At 69.7% G+C, this 16110-nt stretch carries 13 protein-coding genes; 3 read left to right on the top strand and 10 right to left on the bottom strand.

What is annotated here, in order from left to right:
• Positions 1-93: 93 nt before the first annotated feature.
• Complete coding sequence (locus ABIA35_RS26425) at positions 94-1278, top strand: ROK family protein (protein ID WP_370347793.1); 1185 nt, start codon at positions 94-96, stop codon at positions 1276-1278.
• 140 nt (positions 1279-1418) lie between these two features.
• On the opposite strand, the gene ABIA35_RS26420 is transcribed toward ABIA35_RS26425, so the two are convergent.
• From ABIA35_RS26420 to ABIA35_RS26390, 7 genes are all read right to left on the bottom strand, one after another.
• A complete protein-coding gene (locus tag ABIA35_RS26420) occupies positions 1419-2423 on the bottom strand; it encodes an oligopeptide/dipeptide ABC transporter ATP-binding protein (RefSeq protein ID WP_370359708.1) in 1005 nt (334 codons plus the stop codon).
• A complete protein-coding gene (locus tag ABIA35_RS26415) occupies positions 2420-3433 on the bottom strand; it encodes an ABC transporter ATP-binding protein (RefSeq protein ID WP_370347797.1) in 1014 nt (337 codons plus the stop codon). The genes ABIA35_RS26420 and ABIA35_RS26415 overlap by 4 nt, the downstream gene beginning before the upstream one ends.
• Positions 3426-4436: an ABC transporter permease gene (locus ABIA35_RS26410; RefSeq protein WP_370347799.1), complete on the bottom strand. Its 1011-nt coding sequence runs from the start codon at positions 4434-4436 to the stop codon at positions 3426-3428. The genes ABIA35_RS26415 and ABIA35_RS26410 overlap by 8 nt, the downstream gene beginning before the upstream one ends.
• Positions 4437-4443: 7 nt before the next feature.
• Entirely contained in the window at positions 4444-5430 is a 987-nt protein-coding gene (locus ABIA35_RS26405; RefSeq protein ID WP_370347801.1) for an ABC transporter permease, read from the bottom strand.
• Positions 5431-5545: 115 nt separating this feature from the next.
• Positions 5546-7273, bottom strand: coding sequence for an ABC transporter substrate-binding protein (locus ABIA35_RS26400; RefSeq protein ID WP_370359707.1), 1728 nt, complete (start codon positions 7271-7273; stop codon positions 5546-5548).
• Positions 7274-7499: 226 nt separating this feature from the next.
• Positions 7500-8429 (bottom strand): ROK family protein, encoded by a 930-nt coding sequence (locus tag ABIA35_RS26395; protein ID WP_370347805.1) that lies wholly within the window; start codon positions 8427-8429, stop codon positions 7500-7502.
• Positions 8430-9834: 1405 nt separating this feature from the next.
• On the bottom strand, positions 9835-11319 hold the full coding sequence (locus ABIA35_RS26390; protein WP_370359706.1) for a S8 family serine peptidase: 1485 nt from the start codon (positions 11317-11319) through the stop codon (positions 9835-9837).
• A 256-nt stretch (positions 11320-11575) separates the two neighbouring features.
• On the opposite strand from ABIA35_RS26390, the gene ABIA35_RS26385 reads away from it, so the two are divergent.
• The gene (locus tag ABIA35_RS26385) at positions 11576-11920 is read left to right on the top strand and encodes a hypothetical protein (RefSeq protein WP_370347151.1); all 345 of its coding nucleotides are present in this window, start codon (positions 11576-11578) and stop codon (positions 11918-11920) included.
• On the top strand, positions 11920-13050 hold the full coding sequence (locus ABIA35_RS26380) for a DUF6745 domain-containing protein (RefSeq protein WP_370359705.1): 1131 nt from the start codon (positions 11920-11922) through the stop codon (positions 13048-13050). Before ABIA35_RS26385 ends, ABIA35_RS26380 begins: the two co-directional genes overlap by 1 nt.
• On the opposite strand, the gene ABIA35_RS26375 is transcribed toward ABIA35_RS26380, so the two are convergent.
• The 3 genes from ABIA35_RS26375 to ABIA35_RS26365 are packed head-to-tail and all read right to left on the bottom strand — an operon-like array spanning position 13013 to position 16108.
• Positions 13013-13972, bottom strand: coding sequence for an STM4011 family radical SAM protein (locus ABIA35_RS26375; protein WP_370359704.1), 960 nt, complete (start codon positions 13970-13972; stop codon positions 13013-13015). The genes ABIA35_RS26380 and ABIA35_RS26375 overlap by 38 nt on opposite strands.
• Positions 13973-13979: 7 nt before the next feature.
• Positions 13980-15281 (bottom strand): STM4012 family radical SAM protein, encoded by a 1302-nt coding sequence (locus ABIA35_RS26370; protein ID WP_370359703.1) that lies wholly within the window; start codon positions 15279-15281, stop codon positions 13980-13982.
• Complete coding sequence (locus ABIA35_RS26365) at positions 15281-16108, bottom strand: STM4013/SEN3800 family hydrolase (protein ID WP_370359702.1); 828 nt, start codon at positions 16106-16108, stop codon at positions 15281-15283. The genes ABIA35_RS26370 and ABIA35_RS26365 overlap by 1 nt, the downstream gene beginning before the upstream one ends.
• Between the last annotated feature and the right edge of the window lie 2 nt (positions 16109-16110).

Below are 16110 nucleotides of genomic sequence, written 5' to 3'. Positions count from 1 at the left end.
GTGCAGACTGAATAGTCTGACCAAGCCTCACTAAGCCCGACCGAACCCGACCGAGCCTGATCTAGGCGCGATGCGACAAGGAGCCCGCGAGTCGTGGAGTCCGCCTGGAACCGCAGCGTCCTGCGCACCAACAACGAGCGGCTCCTGCTCGACCGGCTGCGCGCCGACGGCGCCACCTCCCGCGCTGAGCTGGCCCGCCTGACCGGGCTGTCCAAGCCGACGGTGTCCACCGCGCTGGGCCGGCTGGAGCACGGCGGCCTGGTCCGCGAGATCGGCAAGCAGGCGGTGGCCGGCCGGGGCCGCTCCCCGGTGCTGTACGAGGCCGACCCGACCGCCGGCTACGCCATCGGGGTGGACGTGGGCCGCAGCTGGATCCGCGTCGGCCTGGCCGACCTGGACGGCACCGTCGTGGGCCGCAGCGACCGCCCGAACTCCGCGGCCGACGCCGACGGCATCGTCGACGCGATCGTGGAGCAGGCGCACGCCGCCGCCGGCCAGGCGGACGTCGAGTGGACGCGGGTGCTGCACTCCGTGGTCGGCAGCCCCGGCGTCATCGACGCGGCCACCAACGAACTGCGCTACGCGGTGAACCTGCCGGGCTGGGGCCGCCGCGAGGTGACCGACCGCCTGGCCGCCTCCCTCGGCACCGGCCTGCAGGTCCTGAACGACGCCAACCTCGCGGCCCTCGGCGAGCACGCCGCCGGCGCCGGACGCGACCGGCGGCTGTTCGTCTACCTGCTCATCGGCACCGGCCTGGGCTCGGGCATCGTGGTGGACGGCAAGCTGTTCCCCGGCGCGCACGGAGCGGCCGGCGAGATCGGCTACCTGCCGTACGGCTCGTACGACGAGGACCGCGCGCCGGCCCGGGGGCCGCTGGAGGACGCCGCGGCCGCCGACTCGGTGGTCTCCATCGCCCGCGACCTCGGCATGGCCGACGTCGACTCGGCCAAGGACGTGTTCCTCGCGGCGCGCGCGGGCAGCGACACCGCCCGCGAGGTCGTCCGGCGCGAGGCCGAACGGCTGGCGCACGCCGTCGCCTCGATCGCCGCCGTCATCGACCCGGAGCTGGTCGTGCTCGGCGGCGGCATCGGCGACAGCGCGGACCTGCTGCTGGAGCCGCTGCGCGAGACGCTGGACAAGATGACGCCGCTGGTGCCGGAGCTGGCGGCCTCCGAGCTCGGGGCGAACGCGGTGCTGGAGGGGGCTCTGGCCTCCGGGGTGCGGACCGTGCGGGGGCTGGTTTTCGAGGCGTGGCAAGGGGTTCAGGAGACGGTCTGAGCACGGGTACGGTCTGAGCACGGGTGGGGCCCCGGCGGCCGGAATCAAGAACCAAGACCGGCCGGGGCCCCGTCGCAGAGCACGCGCACACCACCGCGCGTCACCACATCACTTCGTCACCACATCACCTCGTCGCCGCGTCAGCGCGCCATCGCCCCCGCCGTCTCCCGCTGGGCAACATGGCACGCGGTCTCGTGCTTCGGCGCGAGCTCCACAAGCACCGGCGTCTTCTCGTGGCAGATGGCCTCGGCCAGCGGACACCGGTCGCGGAACCGGCAGCCGGGCTTGGGGTTGACCACCTTCGGCGGCTCCGCCTTGGCCGACTCCACGTCCACCGACAGCGGCGCACGCGGGTCCGGCACCGCCGACAGCAGCAGCTGCGTGTAAGGGTGCTTCGGTTCCTGCAGCACCGCCTCGGTCGGGCCGGCCTCCACGATGTGGCCGCCGTACATCACCATCACGCGGTCGCTGACGTAGCGGGCGCTGGCGATGTCGTGCGTGATGTACAGGAACGAGACGCCCTCGGTCTCGCGCAGGTCCGCCATCACGTTCAGCAGGCCGATGCGGATCGAGACGTCCAGCATCGAGACCGGCTCGTCGGCCAGGATCAGCTTCGGCCGGTAGGCCAGCGCCTGCGCGAATCCGATGCGCTGGCGCTGGCCGCCGGACAGCTCGTACGGGTACCGCTGCAGGATCTCGGCGGCCGGGTTCAGCCCGACCGCCTCCACCACGCGCTCGGCCTCCTGCTCGCGCTGGACCGCCGAGAGCTCGGTGCGGTGCAGCTTCAGGCCGCGCTCGATCCCGTGGGAGACCCGGTAGGCCGGGTTCAGCGAGGCGAACGGGTCCTGGAACACCATCGGCACGTCGCTGCGGTAGCCCAGCTGCGCCTTGCGGCCGCGCAGTTCGCTCAGGGGCTTGCCCTCGAAGACGATCTGGCCGGACGTCGGCTGGTAGACCTGGGCCAGCAGCCGGGCGATGGTCGACTTGCCGCTGCCGGACTCGCCGACCAGGGCCACGATCTCGCGCCGGTTGATGGTCAGGTTCACCTGGTCCACGGCGTGCAGGTTGTTGCGGGAGAACCCGCCGCCGATCCTGAAGTGCCGGGTCAGGTCCACCGTCCGCAGCAACGGGGTGTTCTCGCTCACGACTCGACCTCCACACTCACGGGTGCCGGCTCGTGCAGCAGGCACCGGGCCTGGACGGAACCGACGGTGTACAGCTGCGGCGCGTCCACCTTGCAGCGGTCCATCGCCACCGGGCAGCGGGGGTGGAACCGGCAGCCCGTGGGCGGCTTGCCCAGGTTCGGCGGCGCGCCGGGGATGCCGGTCAGGCGCTTCTTCTCGCCCCGGATCGAGGGGAAGGCGTCCAGCAGGCCCTTGCTGTAAGGGTGCGCCGACGCGTCGAAGACCGACCGGGTGGCGCCCAGTTCCACGACCTGGCCGGCGTACATCACCATCAGCCGGTCGGAGAAGTGACTGACCAGGGACATGTCGTGGGTCACGAAGATCACCGCGAAGCCCAGCTGCTTCTGCAGCTCCTTGATCTGCGCCATCAGCGAGCGCTGCGCCACCACGTCCAGGGCGGAGGTCGGCTCGTCCATGACGATCAGGTCGGGGGTGAACAGCAGCGCCATCGCGATCATCGCGCGCTGGCGCATGCCGCCGGAGAGCTGGTGCGGGTACGACTTCAGGTGCACCGGGTCGATGCCGACCAGGTCCAGCACCTCGGCCGAACGGACCCGGATCTGGGTCTCGGACCACTTGGCGTGCGCCTTGATCGCGTCCTTGAACTGGCGCCCGATGGTGTGCACCGGGTTCAGGGCGTTCATCGCGCTCTGCATCACGACCGAGAAGTCGCGCCAGCGCAGGGTGTTCAGGGACTTGGCGGTCATCGCGACCATGTTCTGGCCCTTGAACCAGACCTCGCCGCCGGTCACCGAGGCCGGCGGGTTGAGCAGCTGGGCGATGCCGAACAGCATGGTGGACTTGCCGCAGCCGGACTCGCCGACCACGCCCAGGAACTCGCCCTTGGCCAGCGTCAGGTCGACGCCGGACACGGCCTCCACCGGGCCACCGGCGGTGGCGTACTCCACGCGCAGGCCCTTGACCTGCAACAGGGCTTCGGAGCTCGTCGGCTCGGGCATCAGCTCACTCATTTCCAGCACCTCCGCCGGCGATCGCGGCGGTCCGCACGGACCCGGGACGGCGGCGCGTACCCAGCTTCCTGCGCTGCTTGCGCACCGGCCGCAGGGCCGGGTTGCTGATCTCGTCGAAGGCATAGTTCATCAGGGCGAAGGCGACGCCGAGGACGGCGATGCCGATGGCCGGCAGGATGGCCCACCACGCGGTGCCGGACTCCAGCGCGGACTGCGAGTCGGCCCAGTAGAGCATGGTGCCCCAGCTGTCGGAGCTCGGGTCGCCCAGGCCCAGGAACTGAAGGCCGGCCGCGGCGAGCACGGAGTACAGGGCGGCGCCGAGGAAGTTGGCGATGATCAGCGAGACCATCGTCGGCAGCATCTCGAAGACGATGATGTAGGACCGCCGCTCGCCGCGGACCCGCGCCGACTCCAGGAAGTCGCGGTTGCGCAGCGACAGCGCCTGGGCCCGCATCTGGTTGGCCCCGTAGGACCAGCCGGTGGCCACCAGCACCGCGATCATGATCGTCAGGGTCGGCTTGCCGGCGTACGCGGACAGCACGATCACCAGCGGGAAGGTCGGGATGACCAGCACCACATTGGTGATGAAGGAGATGACGTCGTCCGGGATCCCGCCGAGGTAGGCGGCGGAGACGCCGACCAGCACCGAGATGATCGTCGCCAGTCCCCCGGCCACCACCGCGATGATCAGGGGTTCGCGGACGCCGTAGACGAACAGCGCCCAGATGTCCTGGCCCAGCGATGTGGTGCCGAACCAGTGCGCTCCGGAGGGGGTCAGGCGCGGCGTGAACCTGGCCGGCGCGGTCGGGTCGGACACCGAGGTGAACCACGACGGGAAGACCGCCATCACCAGGAGCACGACGAACATGCCGAAGCCGACGTTCGCCTTGCGGTTGCTCAGGAACGAGCGCCATACGCCGCCGCGGCCGCGGCGCCTGCCGGGCGCGGGCGCGCCGGCCGGGGCCTGCGGAGTCGCCGAATCCGCCGATGTCAGGGTCGTCATAGGTTCCTCACCCCTTCGCCCGGGTACGCGGGTCCAGCCAGACGGTAAGCAGGTCGCAGACCAGCAGCGCGCCGAGCACCGCCACCGTGAACAGCATGAACAGGGTCTGCATCATCGGGTAGTCGATGCTGCCGACCGCGTTGTAGAGCTGGTAGCCCAGGCCCGGGTAGTTGAAGATCTTCTCGACCAGGATCGCGCCGGTGAGCACGAAGCCGATCGACATCGCGAAGCCGGACAGGTTGGGCAGGAACGCGTTGCGCGCGGCGTAGTTCAGCATCACCTTGCGGTCGGACAGGCCCTTGGCCCGGCCCATCCGGATGTAGTCCTCGGCCAGCGTGGTGATCATGTTGTTCCGCATGGTCAGCACCCAGCCGCCGATCGAGGTGATGAGCAGCGTCAGCGCCGGCAGGATCGCGTACTTCAGGACGCTGCCGATGAAGCCGGGCGAGAAGTCGGCGACGATGTTGCTGTCGAAGTTCCCCGAGGACGGCAGCCAGGTGTTGTCGATCGTGAAGAACAGGACGAGGAACAGCCCGACGACGAAGTACGGCAGCGCGCTGGTGACCACGAAGGCCGAGGGCAGCACCGAGTCCACGAGGCCGCCGCGGCGCCACGCCGCGATCGTGCCGATCAGCGAGCCGAGCAGGAACGCCAGCACCGTGGTGACGCCCACCAGGCCCAGCGTCCACGGGAGCGACTGGCCGATCAGCTTCGACACCGGCGTGCCGATCGAGCTGCCCAGGGACACACCCCAGTTGCCGGTGACCATGTTGCCGAGGTAGTCGAAGTACTGCGAGAACATGTTCGCGTGCGGCTTGTAGCCGAACGAGGTCAGGATCTGCTCCAACTGCGCGTCGGAGACCCGGCCCTTGGTCTGGGCTCGCAGGGTGTTGATGGGGCTGCCGGGCATGAAGTGCGGCAGGAAGAAGTTCAGCGTGAGGGCGGCCCAGAGGGTGAGAAGGAAGAACCCTACTCGGCGCAGAAGATATCTCAACCCTCTGTCCTTTCGTTGACTTAGCGGTTATGCGAGGGGCGGGAAACAGCGGCGTCCGGGGGTACGGCTCCGGACGCCGCCTTCGGTCCCGCTCAGGCGCGGGGCGGTCGCGCGCTTACTGGGCCGGCTTGTAGTACAGGTGCAGCAGCACCTGCTCGTTGTCCGGGAAGTTGTACGCCGAGGGCTGCGCGTACGGGTTGTCCGCCGTCGGCCAGCCGCCGAAGTTCTTGGTGTTGTACTGGAACCAGTCCGCGGACTCCGTCACCGGGATGAACGGCAGGTCCTGCAGCATGTGCGTGCTGATCTGCTTGATCATCGAGACCTGCTGGTCCTCGGAGCTCGCGGTGGCGTACTGGTCGAGCAGCTTGTCGACGTCGGGGTTCTTGTAGCGCTCGAAGTTGCCCGCCGACGCGCTCTGGCCGATCGGCGCGGTGTTGGCCGAGTGCAGCCACGCGCGCAGCTCGGTGTAGGGGGACGGGCCGGCGGAGGGCTGGGAGCCGTAGGCCAGGTCGAAGTCGCCCTTGTAGAGCTTGTCGAAGTAGGTCTGGTTCGTCAGCGAGCTCTCGGTGAGGTTGATGCCCAGCGGCTTGAGCTCGTCCTTGATGATCGCGATCGAGGCGTCCCAGTCGGTGTAGCCCTGGATCGAGATGATCGTCAGGTTCAGCGGGTTGCTCGGGCTGTACCCGGCGCCGGCCAGCGCCGCCGCGGCCTTCGTCATGTCCGGCTTGTCGTAGCCGGCCGCGGAGATCGCGCCCGCGTCGTTGAACTTGGTGAAGGTCGGGGTGACCACGCCGCTCTGGTTGCCCGGCAGCTGCTGGCCGTCCTCGCCGATCGCCGAGACCTTGGCCTTGTCGATCGCGTAGGCGATGGCCTGGCGGACTCCGAGCTTGCTGGTGGCCGCGTGCGAGGGGTCCAGGTTCGGGATGATCGAGACGTTCAGGACCGGCGGGGACCAGGTGTGGTTGTCCTGCGACTTGTTCAGGTAGAAGGACTTGATGCCGGTGATGAACTGCGAGCCCCACTGCGCCTTGCCGCTGGCCAGGTCCTGGTTGGCCGGACCGTTGTCCAGGTACGCCGGGTACTCGATCTTGCTCACGGCGGGCTTGCCGGGCTGCCAGAAGTTCGGGTTGGCCGTGTACTCCATGTTGTTCGGAGTGCACTTGACCGTGTAGGGCCCCGAGCCGATCGGGTCCGGGTCGGTCCAGGTGTCCGGGTGCGCCGCGGCGTCACCGGTGGACCAGATGTGCTTGGGCACGATGCCGACCAGCGTGGCGAAGGTGTAGAAGTACACCTGCGCGTTCTGTTTGAAGGCCATGGTGACCTGGTTGCCGGTGGCCGTGACGCTGGTCAGGCCGGCCGCGGACCACAGCGAGTAGTTGTCCAGCGCCGGGGTCTGCTTCATCAGGTTGTACGTGTAGGCCACGTCGTCCGCGGTCAGCGGCTGGCCGTCACTCCACTTCACCCCGTCGCGGATGGTGAAGGTGATCTGCGTCTTGTCGGCGTTCCACTGGTAGCTCGACGCCAGCATCGGCGTCTCCTTGGCGTCCTGCAGGATGTTGGTGTAGACCAGCGGCTCGTAGATGAAGCCGAGGGACTCCAGGTTGAAGGAGGAGTTGTACGGGTTGAACGAGCACGGCCAGGTCTGACCCTGCTCGTTGGAGATGGTGAGCGTCCCACCCTGCTTGTAGCTCGCGGCGGTCCCCGTGGACGAGCCCCCGGCCGAGCTGGCCGCGGTGGTGCCGCCGCTGCTGGAATCCGAGGTGTGCTTGGTGCTCGCGCACGCGGATGCCGCCAGGCCTATGGAGACGGCGATCGCGATCAAAGACGATTTCCTGCGCCTCATGCTGGGGTTCCTTTCCGGTTACTGCGGGATGTGGCGCCCGTGGTTGGTTTCGTGGTGTGGTGCCTTGCTTGTGTCGGTGGTGCGTCGTGCGGTGGTGCGATGTGCGGTGGTGCGTCGTGCCGTGGTGCGGTGTGCGGTCCTGCGATGTGCGGTCTTACGTCCTGCTGTGGTGCGCTTGCCGATCGCGTGAAATCCCTGATCGTCACAGAGAAGCCATGCGGTGTCATCAAGGGGCTTTTGAGGTCGTGGAGGTTTCCAGAGCGGCCCGGGCCAGGGCCAGCGCACCGGCCAGCGGCGCGTCGAAGGGGAACGCGGCCTGCACCAGCTCCGGCGGGAACGGCACCGCGGCGTCCAGCGCGCGGCGCAACGGCGCGTAGAGCACGGGCCAGGAGCGCACCATGCCACCGCCGACCGCGATCCGCGCCGGATCCACGGCGATGGCCAGGTTCACCAGGTGGAAGGCCAGCTCGTCGGTGAACTCGCGCAGAACCTGCGCGGCCCGAGGGTCCTGACTCACCGCGGCGAACAGGTCCTTGGCCCCGGTGGCATCCGGCAGCAGCTCCTTGGCCCGGGCCAGCAACCCGATCCCGCTCACCTGGTCCTCCAGGATCGACCGCTGCCCGGCGGCCACCCCGACGTCGGCCAGGGCGCGCAGGTTGTAGCCGATCTCCCCGGCGGCCCCGTTCCGTCCGGCGATGACCTCGCCCTTGGTGACGATGGCGACGGCCAGCCCGGTACCGAGATTCAGATACAGACCGGGATCAGCATCCTTCAGCGCACCCTCGACAGCCTCGACCCGCGCGGCAGCCTTCACATCGGTCTCGACCCGGACCTCCGAAGCGGGGAACGCCGCCTGGATCTCCTTGGCCAGCGCCAGATCGGCCCACCCGGGAATGTTCGGGGCCAGATCGACCCCGGAGTCCCGCGGGATCCCGATGGTGGACACCCCCACCGCGACGGGCTCCCGCCCCGGAGCGACCCGGTCCAGCAGCGCCCGCGCAGCGCGCAGACCACGGCCGAGCGAAGCCCGGCCGCCCTCGGCAGCATGGGTCGGAACGGTGGCAGCCCCGAGACGGGGGCCGGGCGTGGGCTCGGCGACCGCCATCGCGGTCTTGGTGCCGCCGAAGTCGATTCCCAGCACAACGGGCGGATGCAAGCGTCCTCCTCGGAGGGATGTCGTGCCGTGCGGGTGGGGCGTGGGTGAAGCAGGGCCGTACTCGGTGACGTACAGATGAAGCGCCGTGCGAGTTCGTCAGTAAAGTAAACTAAATATTGTCGCGACGGAAGGGGTCCGAGCACCCGCGCGGGTAACCTTTCGGCAACGCCGTGATGGGCATGAGATGGGCGTTCGGTGGCATTTCGGACGGCGGGGCGGCCTCGCTCCGGGGGTTGGGGGGCCGCACTGCCTGGCGGCGGTCATTGCTTGTGGCCGCCTCAGTCCCGGATTCCCTGCCTGTGGTGTGGGTGAGTTCCTCGTGTGGGTGCGGCTGGGAGGGCGGGGGGGGCTTACAGGCGTTTCTTGACGGCTTCGCGCATGGTTGGCGGGATCCGTTGGTGGCGCGGGTCGGGGGTGGAGCTGGTTTCGCGGGGCGGTGGTGGTGTGGGCAGGTGGTCGGCTCTACTGCGACAGTCAAGGGCAACTGCGAAAGTCAAGAGCCTGAAGAGCGCCTCCGGCGGCGCCTGCGCGGCGAGCGGCCTGGCTCCGGGGAGTGGGGGTCGCGCTGGCTGCCGCCGGACGTTGCTTGTGGTCGCCTTCGTCCCGGATTCCCCGTCGCATCGTCGCCTTACGGAAGCAGACCGGTCCGGTGGTATCAAGTCGGATCGCCCAGCTGGTGGTCCAGTATCAGCGACTTGACACCACCGGACCGGCCTGCTTGGCTCCGCCCGCCGAAGCGACGGGGAATCCGGGACAAACCCACCTGTGGGAAGAGTTCCCGCGCCTCGTGCACACACCGCCTCGCCGCCGCTGTGCCTCGCGAAGTGGACCGAGTCCACACCACAGGCGGGGGTTGTCCCGGATTCCCCGTCGCTTCGGCGGTGCTTGCACAACCATCCCGGCCTGGGCGGTGTCCAGCCGGACGAAACCGGTGGCCAGCAACAGTGATCCGGCTTGACACCGCCCAGGCCGGGATGGTTCCCTCCGGGCGACGAAGCGACGGGGAATCCGGGACACAGGCGACCACAAGCAACAACCGCCGCCTAGCAGCGCGACCCCCACTCCCCGGAGCCAGGCCGCTCGCCGCGCAGGCGCCGCCGGAGGCGCCCTTGACCTTGACTGCCGCTTTTGCTCTTGACTGCCGCTTTTGCTCTTGACTGTGGCCTTAGGCTCACCCACCTACCCACACCACCACCGCCCCGCGAAACCAGCTCCACCCCCGACCCGCGCCACCAACGGATCCCGCCAACCATGCGCGAAGCCGTCAAGAAACGCCTGTCGCCTGTCAACCCACAAACAAAAAAACGTGACGTCCCCGGACCAGGGGGACGCCACGTTCGTCGAAGTGTCGAAGGGTCAGGACACCTGGGAGAGGGCTACGACTCCAGCCCCAGCAGCAACACCGCTACTCCCCCAAGACCGGCAGCAGCTTCGCCGCGTCCGGCGTGCCGAGGCCGGTCACCGGGTCCCAGCCGGCTGTCGCCGGGTAGCCCGGGACCGTGCTCGACACGGTGTTGTTCCCGGTGGTCACGTCGAAGAAGTACGTTCCGTGGTCCGTGCCGAACGCCAGGCTGTACAGCTTCGGCTGGATCAGGCCCAGGTCGTGTCCGGCCAGCTGGTCCGCGATCGCGACCAGGCCGGCCCACTGCGGGCAGGAGGAGCTGGTGCCGCCGATCACGTACCAGCTGCCGTCGTTGACGTCCGAGCCGCCGTTGTCGCCGGGGGCTGTGTCGTAGATGAGGACGCCGGTGCCGGCAGAGGCCTGATACGCGATGTCGGGGACGCCGCGCATCGCGCCGATCGGGGTCGAGCCGGCCGGCAGGGTGTCCTGGTAGGACGGCCGGGCGAAGATCGAGCTGTAGCCGCCGCCGGAGTCCGTCCAGCCGACGTCGCGCTGGCCCGGGTACTTGCTGCACAGGCCGCCCGGGCTGGTGCTGTCGACGGTCGTGCCGGTGGCGCCGTCGGTGCACAGGTACGTGCCGCCGACCGCCGTCACCAGCGGGTCCGAGGCCGGCCAGCCGACGCTCGGGGTGTCCAGGGCCGCCGGGTTCTTGATCGGCGTCTTCGCGTTGTTCTCCGTGCCGCTGTCGCCGGAGGAGGACAGGAAGGTCACGCCGGCTGCCGTGCCGCTGATGAACGCGTGCCGAAGGTTCTGGATCGAGTTGCCGCCGTGGAAGTCCGGCTCGGCGGTGCTGAACGACTGCGAGACCACGTCCGCCAGGTGGTTGTCGACCAGGTACTGCTCGGCGTTCATCATCTGCGGCAGGCCCTGCACGCCCTGCGTCTCGGCGACGCTGGTGGACATCAGGATGATGTTCGCGCCCGGCGCGGTGGCGTGCGCCCACTGCGTGTCGAGCGCGACCTCCTCGGCCCAGGCGTTGCTCGCCTGCTGGGCGGTGCCGTGCGAGCCGGACGGCGGCTGCTTGATCGGCCGCTTGCCGTCCCACTGGTCCCACTGGAAGGTCGGCATCCCGGGGGTGCAGGTCACGTTCGGCATCCCGCACATCAGCGGCAGACCGAACTGCTGGCTGAAGTTCTCCAGGTCGCCGGCGACGGTGTCGTACCCGAACGAGTCGATGATCGCGATCGTCTTGCCGTGGCCGTCGTTCCCGCCGCTGAGCAGCGGGGTGACGTCATACGAGTTCTGCATCGACGCCGGCGTGAAGCACCGCCGTCCCACCGCGTTGCACGCCGCCTGCGTGGGCGGCAGGACGCCGGCGGCGACCTGGACGGAGTCCTGGGCGAACGGCTGCACGACCGGATACCCGACCGAGCCCGCGGATCCCGCGGATCCCGCCCCGGACAAAGCGAAGGCGGCTCCGGCCGCGGCCGCGGTGGCCGCGATCAGCAGCCGCCGTGCGGGGCTCTTCGCGAGAGCGATACGTGTCACTCGATGGTCCTCCTGACGCTTAGGGATGTGGCACCTACTGCGCAGTGACGAGGACACGGGCGGTGCGATCGGGCTGCCGCACCGGTCGGGTGGGAGCCGCCGCGCCGACCCGGGTGGCAGGATCGCCGTCGGCCAATCAATCAAGCCGCTAAAGCGATCGCCGTCAAGAGCCGCAGCTGTCACGCGGCTGTCAGTAGCGCCCCCTAGCGTGAAGTCCGTTGCCGCCGGAGCCACACGGAGAACACGAGGAGGGGCCGTGTACCGCCAAGGAGACGTGCTGATCGTCCAGGTCACGGAGAACGCAGTACCCGAAGACGTCCGCGCCGCCGGACCGAAGCCGCGCCGCCCGCGCGAGTCCATGATCCTGGCGCTCGGGGAGAGCACCGGCCACGCGCACGCGCTGGTCGCCACCCGGGACGAGGGCGACTTCTACCCCGCACCCAGCGAGAGCGAGCCGGCCTACGCGTTCCTCCCGCTCGGCGGCAAGGTCGTGCACGAGGAGCACGGCACCATCCCGCTGCCCCAGGGCTGGTTCAAGGTGGTCCGCCAGCGCGAGTACGAGCCGCAGGCGCTGCGTTCCTTCCGGGTGGTGGCGGACTGATGCCGACGCCCGCGAACGCCTCGACCCCCGCGAAGCCGGCCGCCCCCGCGATCGACGTGACCGCGCACCCCGATCTGACCGCCGACGGCATCGTCGCGGTCGCCGCCGCCGCGCACGACGCCTGGCGCGAGATCGCCTTGTCCACGGAGGCCGTGGACCGCCAGGCCGCCGAGGAAGAGGTGCTGCGTCTGTACGCCGAGGCGCTGCCCGACGCACCGGCGCCCCGGATCATCTGGTGCCGCTCCCCGCTGGAGGCCGCGCGGCTGGTGATCTCCGAGGCCGACCGCCTCGGTGCCCCGGCCCGCGACCGCATCAGGGACCTGACCTGGTCGCGGGGCCGCGCCGAGCTCGCCGAACGCCTCGGACCGCGCGAGTTCGGCCGGGTCTGGCAGGCGTCCTGCGGCGAGATCGCGCCGCTGATCAGCACCCTGATCACCCGCTTCGCCGCCGCCGTCGAGGACCAGGCCGACCAGGCCGACCAGACCGACCCCGACGACGCCGCGGAGCGCACCGCTTTGCGCGTCGCCCTGACCCACGCGGTCCACGGCCCCTTCGACGCCGCCTGGCTCCCGCTCTACGAAGCCGCCGGCATGGCCTCGGGCCTGGCCCGGATGGCCCGCTCGGCCGGCTGGTGGTGGCCGTTCGAGAACGCGGTCGTCCTCACCGAGCGCCCGCTGGCCCTCCGCCTGGACGACCAGGACCGCCTGCACCACGGCGACGGCCCGGCAGTCGTCTGGTCCGACGGCTTCGCCGTGTACTCCTGGCGCGGCACCCCGCTGACCGAGGAGTTCGGACAGCGGCTGGCCACAACCACGCCGGAGTCCATCCGCGCGGAGGAGAACGCCGAGCTCCGCCGGATGATGGTCGAGCACTACACCCCGGAGCGCTTCCTGAAGGAGTCCGGCGCCGAGCCGCTCCAGGAGGACGAGGCCGGCAAGCTGTGGCGCATCGAGATGGGCACCGACGAGTCCATCGTCATGGTCGAGGTGGTGAACTCCTCGCCGGAGCCGGACGGCACCTTCAACGTCTACTTCCTACGCGTGCCGCCCAGCATGCAGACCGCGAAAGCCGGCGTCGCCTGGACCTTCGGGCTCACGGAGGACCAGTACCAGCCGCTCCAGCAGACCTGAGCGCGGGCGAGAGCGCCGAGACCACCGGGAGCACTGGGAGCACTGGGAGCACCGGGAGCACGGGCAGCGCGGCGGGGATCCGTGACAGGACCCCGCCGGCGAACGTCTCATAAAGCCCGAGTTCCGGCATGTGCACATAGCCGATATGGCAATCGCACTGCGCCAGAGGACAGACACGCCGCATCAGAGCCTTGCGATATGAACCGTCGTAGAGATTGCCCAGGCGTTCGGTGGGGTCGGTGCGCGAAACGAAGTGGCACCGGTAGACCTCACCGTCGCCGTTCACCGAGATGACCGACTTTCCGGCCCGGCAGGCGTGCCCCTGCGAGGGATGCGGGAAACGCGACACCGGGAACAGCGGATCGATCTCGGCCCACGGCGCGGCTTCGTCGTCGGTGTAGGTGTGGCCTTCGGCGGCGTTGACCCACAGGTAGACCTCATCGGGGAGGTCGGCGCGCAACCGCCGCGCCGCCTCCAGATGCTCGGGCAGCCCGACGATCCCCACGCTGAACCGCACACCGCCGTCCCGCAGTTCGTGGCACCGGCCGAGGAACCGCCCGTACGGCACCTGGTCCGGGTGGTACGTGCACCACAGCGCCAGCGAATCCAGGTCCGCCTCCAAGGCCCACGCGGTCCGCGAGCTCAGGTTGGTCTGGATCGCCACTTCGCCGACCTGCCCGAGCCGGCTGAGATCGACCAGAGCACGCCGGTACCAGCTCCTCGTCAGCCCCTCGCCCCACGGCGTGCACAGCACGTTGATCCGGTCCCCGGTCTGCTCGGTCACCCAAGCGACGAACCGCTCCAACGCCGCGCGGTCGGCCCGCAACGTCTCCGGCGAATCCCGGCGCTTGGCGAAGGGACAATAGCCGCAGTCATAGTCACAACTGGCCAACGGGCCGCGATAGAGGATCGACAGGTCCATCAAGGCCCTACCTCAGCTCGTAGGCGCGCATCGCGGCCCGCACCGGCTCGGAGAAGAACATCGGGCCGACCGAATCCGACCAGGCCAGGCCCTCGTCCGTGAGCCGCAGCCGGCCGTCCGGCAGCGACGCCAGGAACCCGCGATCGCTCAACAGCGCCAGCTCGGCCCCGAACCGTTCCGCCGCGTCACCCCGCTCCATCCCGTCCGCCTGGAGCAGCGACTGGATCAGGATCCTGCGAGCACGCTCGTCCTCGTCCAGCCGGTATCCCACCTCGGCGCGGCTGAAGTCGCCGGTGGCGACGTACTCGTCGATGATCCCGCGCACTTCCGAGGCCGAAACGGCGTAATCAAAGGAGTAGTGCAGCGAGGCGGTGTACGACCGCGCACCGCAGCCCAGGCCAATCATGCCGTCCGTCTGGCACGCGTAGTCCTCGCCGCCCTCGACGGCCGGGGCGTCCAGGCGGCGGAACATCCGCATCGACACCTGTTCGTAGCCGTTCTCCAGCAACAGATCACGGCCGTGGCGATACAGGTCCAGGCGCTGCGCGTCCCACTCGGTGTCGTGACCGAGGCTCAGACGGCCGAGGCCGGTCAGCGGCCGGACATAAAGCGGGTAAAGGTAGATCTCCTCAGGCGTCCACCGCAGCGCCGTCCGCAAGGACGCCTGCCAGGACTCGCGGGTCTGGCCGTCGATGCCGTAGATCAGATCGACGTTCAGCACCGGGATGGCCGCGTCGCGCACCGCGTCCAGGGCGGCGAAGACGTCAGCCGCCTTCTGCGGCCGCACCGCCGAGCGCGCCTCGACGTCGTCGAAGCTCTGCACGCCCAGGCTGAGCCGCGTGGTCCCGCGCTCGGCGAGCACCGCCAGCCGGTCCGGGGTCGCGGTGGCCGGCGAGGCCTCGACCGACAGCGGGATCGTCCCGAGGCCGACCCCCATCACCTTCTCGGCGATGTCGAACAACCTGGTCAGCTCGTCAGGGCTCAGATACGTCGGGGTACCGCCGCCGATCGCCGCGTTGGCGAAGCGGGGCGCGGGACCGGAGTCGTCCAAGGCCGCCCGGGCCGCGGTCGCCTGCCGTTCCAAGGCGTCCAGGTACGCCTCGGTCAGCGACGCCGGCGCCCCGGTCCGGGTGAACAGGTTGCAGAAACCACACCGGACTTCGCAGAACGGGACGTGCGTATAAAAGGACAACGCATCACGCGACTCGCCGCGCCACACATCGGACAGCAGGGGCTTCGGCGCGAGTGGCCGATACGCGGTCTTATGTGGGTAGGCGTAAACGTAGGCTTCGTAGGGACGGTCCAGCATCAGCCCTCGTATCCCTTCGGCAGCACGAAATCCGCATACGGCACCGTCCACACCACGTCGTGGCCGATGCGGTGCCCGACATGGCCGTCCTCGCCGTAGGCGGTGCCGTGGTCGGAGCAGACGATGGTGAAACAGGCCCGGCGCGCCGCCATCAGGGTGAACAGCCGCCCGATCTGCGAGTCGACGTAACGCAAAGCCGCCGCGTGGGAGGCGCGCGTGTCACCGGCCGCAGCCCCGGCCCCGGCAGCCCTGATGGCACCGTCGAGGTAGAACCAGTTCGGCTGGTGCAGCGCCGGGACGTTCACGAACAGGAACAGCGGCTGGTCGTCCGGCTGCGCCGCGACCACCTGCTCGGCCACCGCGATCTGGTTGGCGAAGGAGTCCGGATCGGTCACCCCGGTCGCCGCCGACCAGTACGCCTCGTCGAAGTAGCCCGGCAGCACCTGCCCGAGCCGGCTCTCCGGGTTGAAGAATCCCACTCCCCCGACGCAGACCGTCCGGTACCCGGCCTTGCGCAGCCCGGCCACCAGGTCCGGCTCGTCGAACACCCAGGTGTCCTCGGCCGTGGTCTCGCTGCCGCCGAAGCGCGCGGCGAACAGCCGCGGATGCCGGCCCGGCGCGTCCGGCGTCGGCAGGAAGCCGGCGAAGAACGCGGAGTGCGCGGCGAAGGTGAACGAACCCGGCGTGTGCCGGCGCTCCCACCCCTCCGGCAGCACCCGGGCCAGGTTCGGCAGCCGGCCGGCGGCCAGCTCCTCGACGGCGACGTCGTAGCGAAGGGTGTCGAGGGTGACGAACAGGAGGTCGTGACTCCCGACGATGTCTCGCATGG

The sequence above is a fragment of the Catenulispora sp. MAP12-49 genome (assembly GCF_041262705.1).
Lineage (GTDB): Bacteria > Actinomycetota > Actinomycetes > Streptomycetales > Catenulisporaceae > Catenulispora.
This window is presented reverse-complemented; position numbering and strand designations above follow the sequence as displayed.

What these genes read in the sequence shown, in the direction of transcription:
- ABIA35_RS26415 (WP_370347797.1), bottom strand. Translation starts at nt 3,433, where the DNA reads ATGAGTGAGCTGATGCCCGAGCCGACGAGCTCCGAAGCCCTGTTGCAG.
- ABIA35_RS26410 (WP_370347799.1), bottom strand. Translation starts at nt 4,436, where the DNA reads ATGACGACCCTGACATCGGCGGATTCGGCGACTCCGCAGGCCCCGGCC.
- ABIA35_RS26400 (WP_370359707.1), bottom strand. Translation starts at nt 7,273, where the DNA reads ATGAGGCGCAGGAAATCGTCTTTGATCGCGATCGCCGTCTCCATAGGC.
- ABIA35_RS26380 (WP_370359705.1), top strand. Translation starts at nt 11,920, where the DNA reads ATGCCGACGCCCGCGAACGCCTCGACCCCCGCGAAGCCGGCCGCCCCC.
- ABIA35_RS26375 (WP_370359704.1), bottom strand. Translation starts at nt 13,972, where the DNA reads ATGGACCTGTCGATCCTCTATCGCGGCCCGTTGGCCAGTTGTGACTAT.
- ABIA35_RS26370 (WP_370359703.1), bottom strand. Translation starts at nt 15,281, where the DNA reads ATGCTGGACCGTCCCTACGAAGCCTACGTTTACGCCTACCCACATAAG.
- ABIA35_RS26365 (WP_370359702.1), bottom strand. Translation starts at nt 16,108, where the DNA reads ATGCGAGACATCGTCGGGAGTCACGACCTCCTGTTCGTCACCCTCGAC.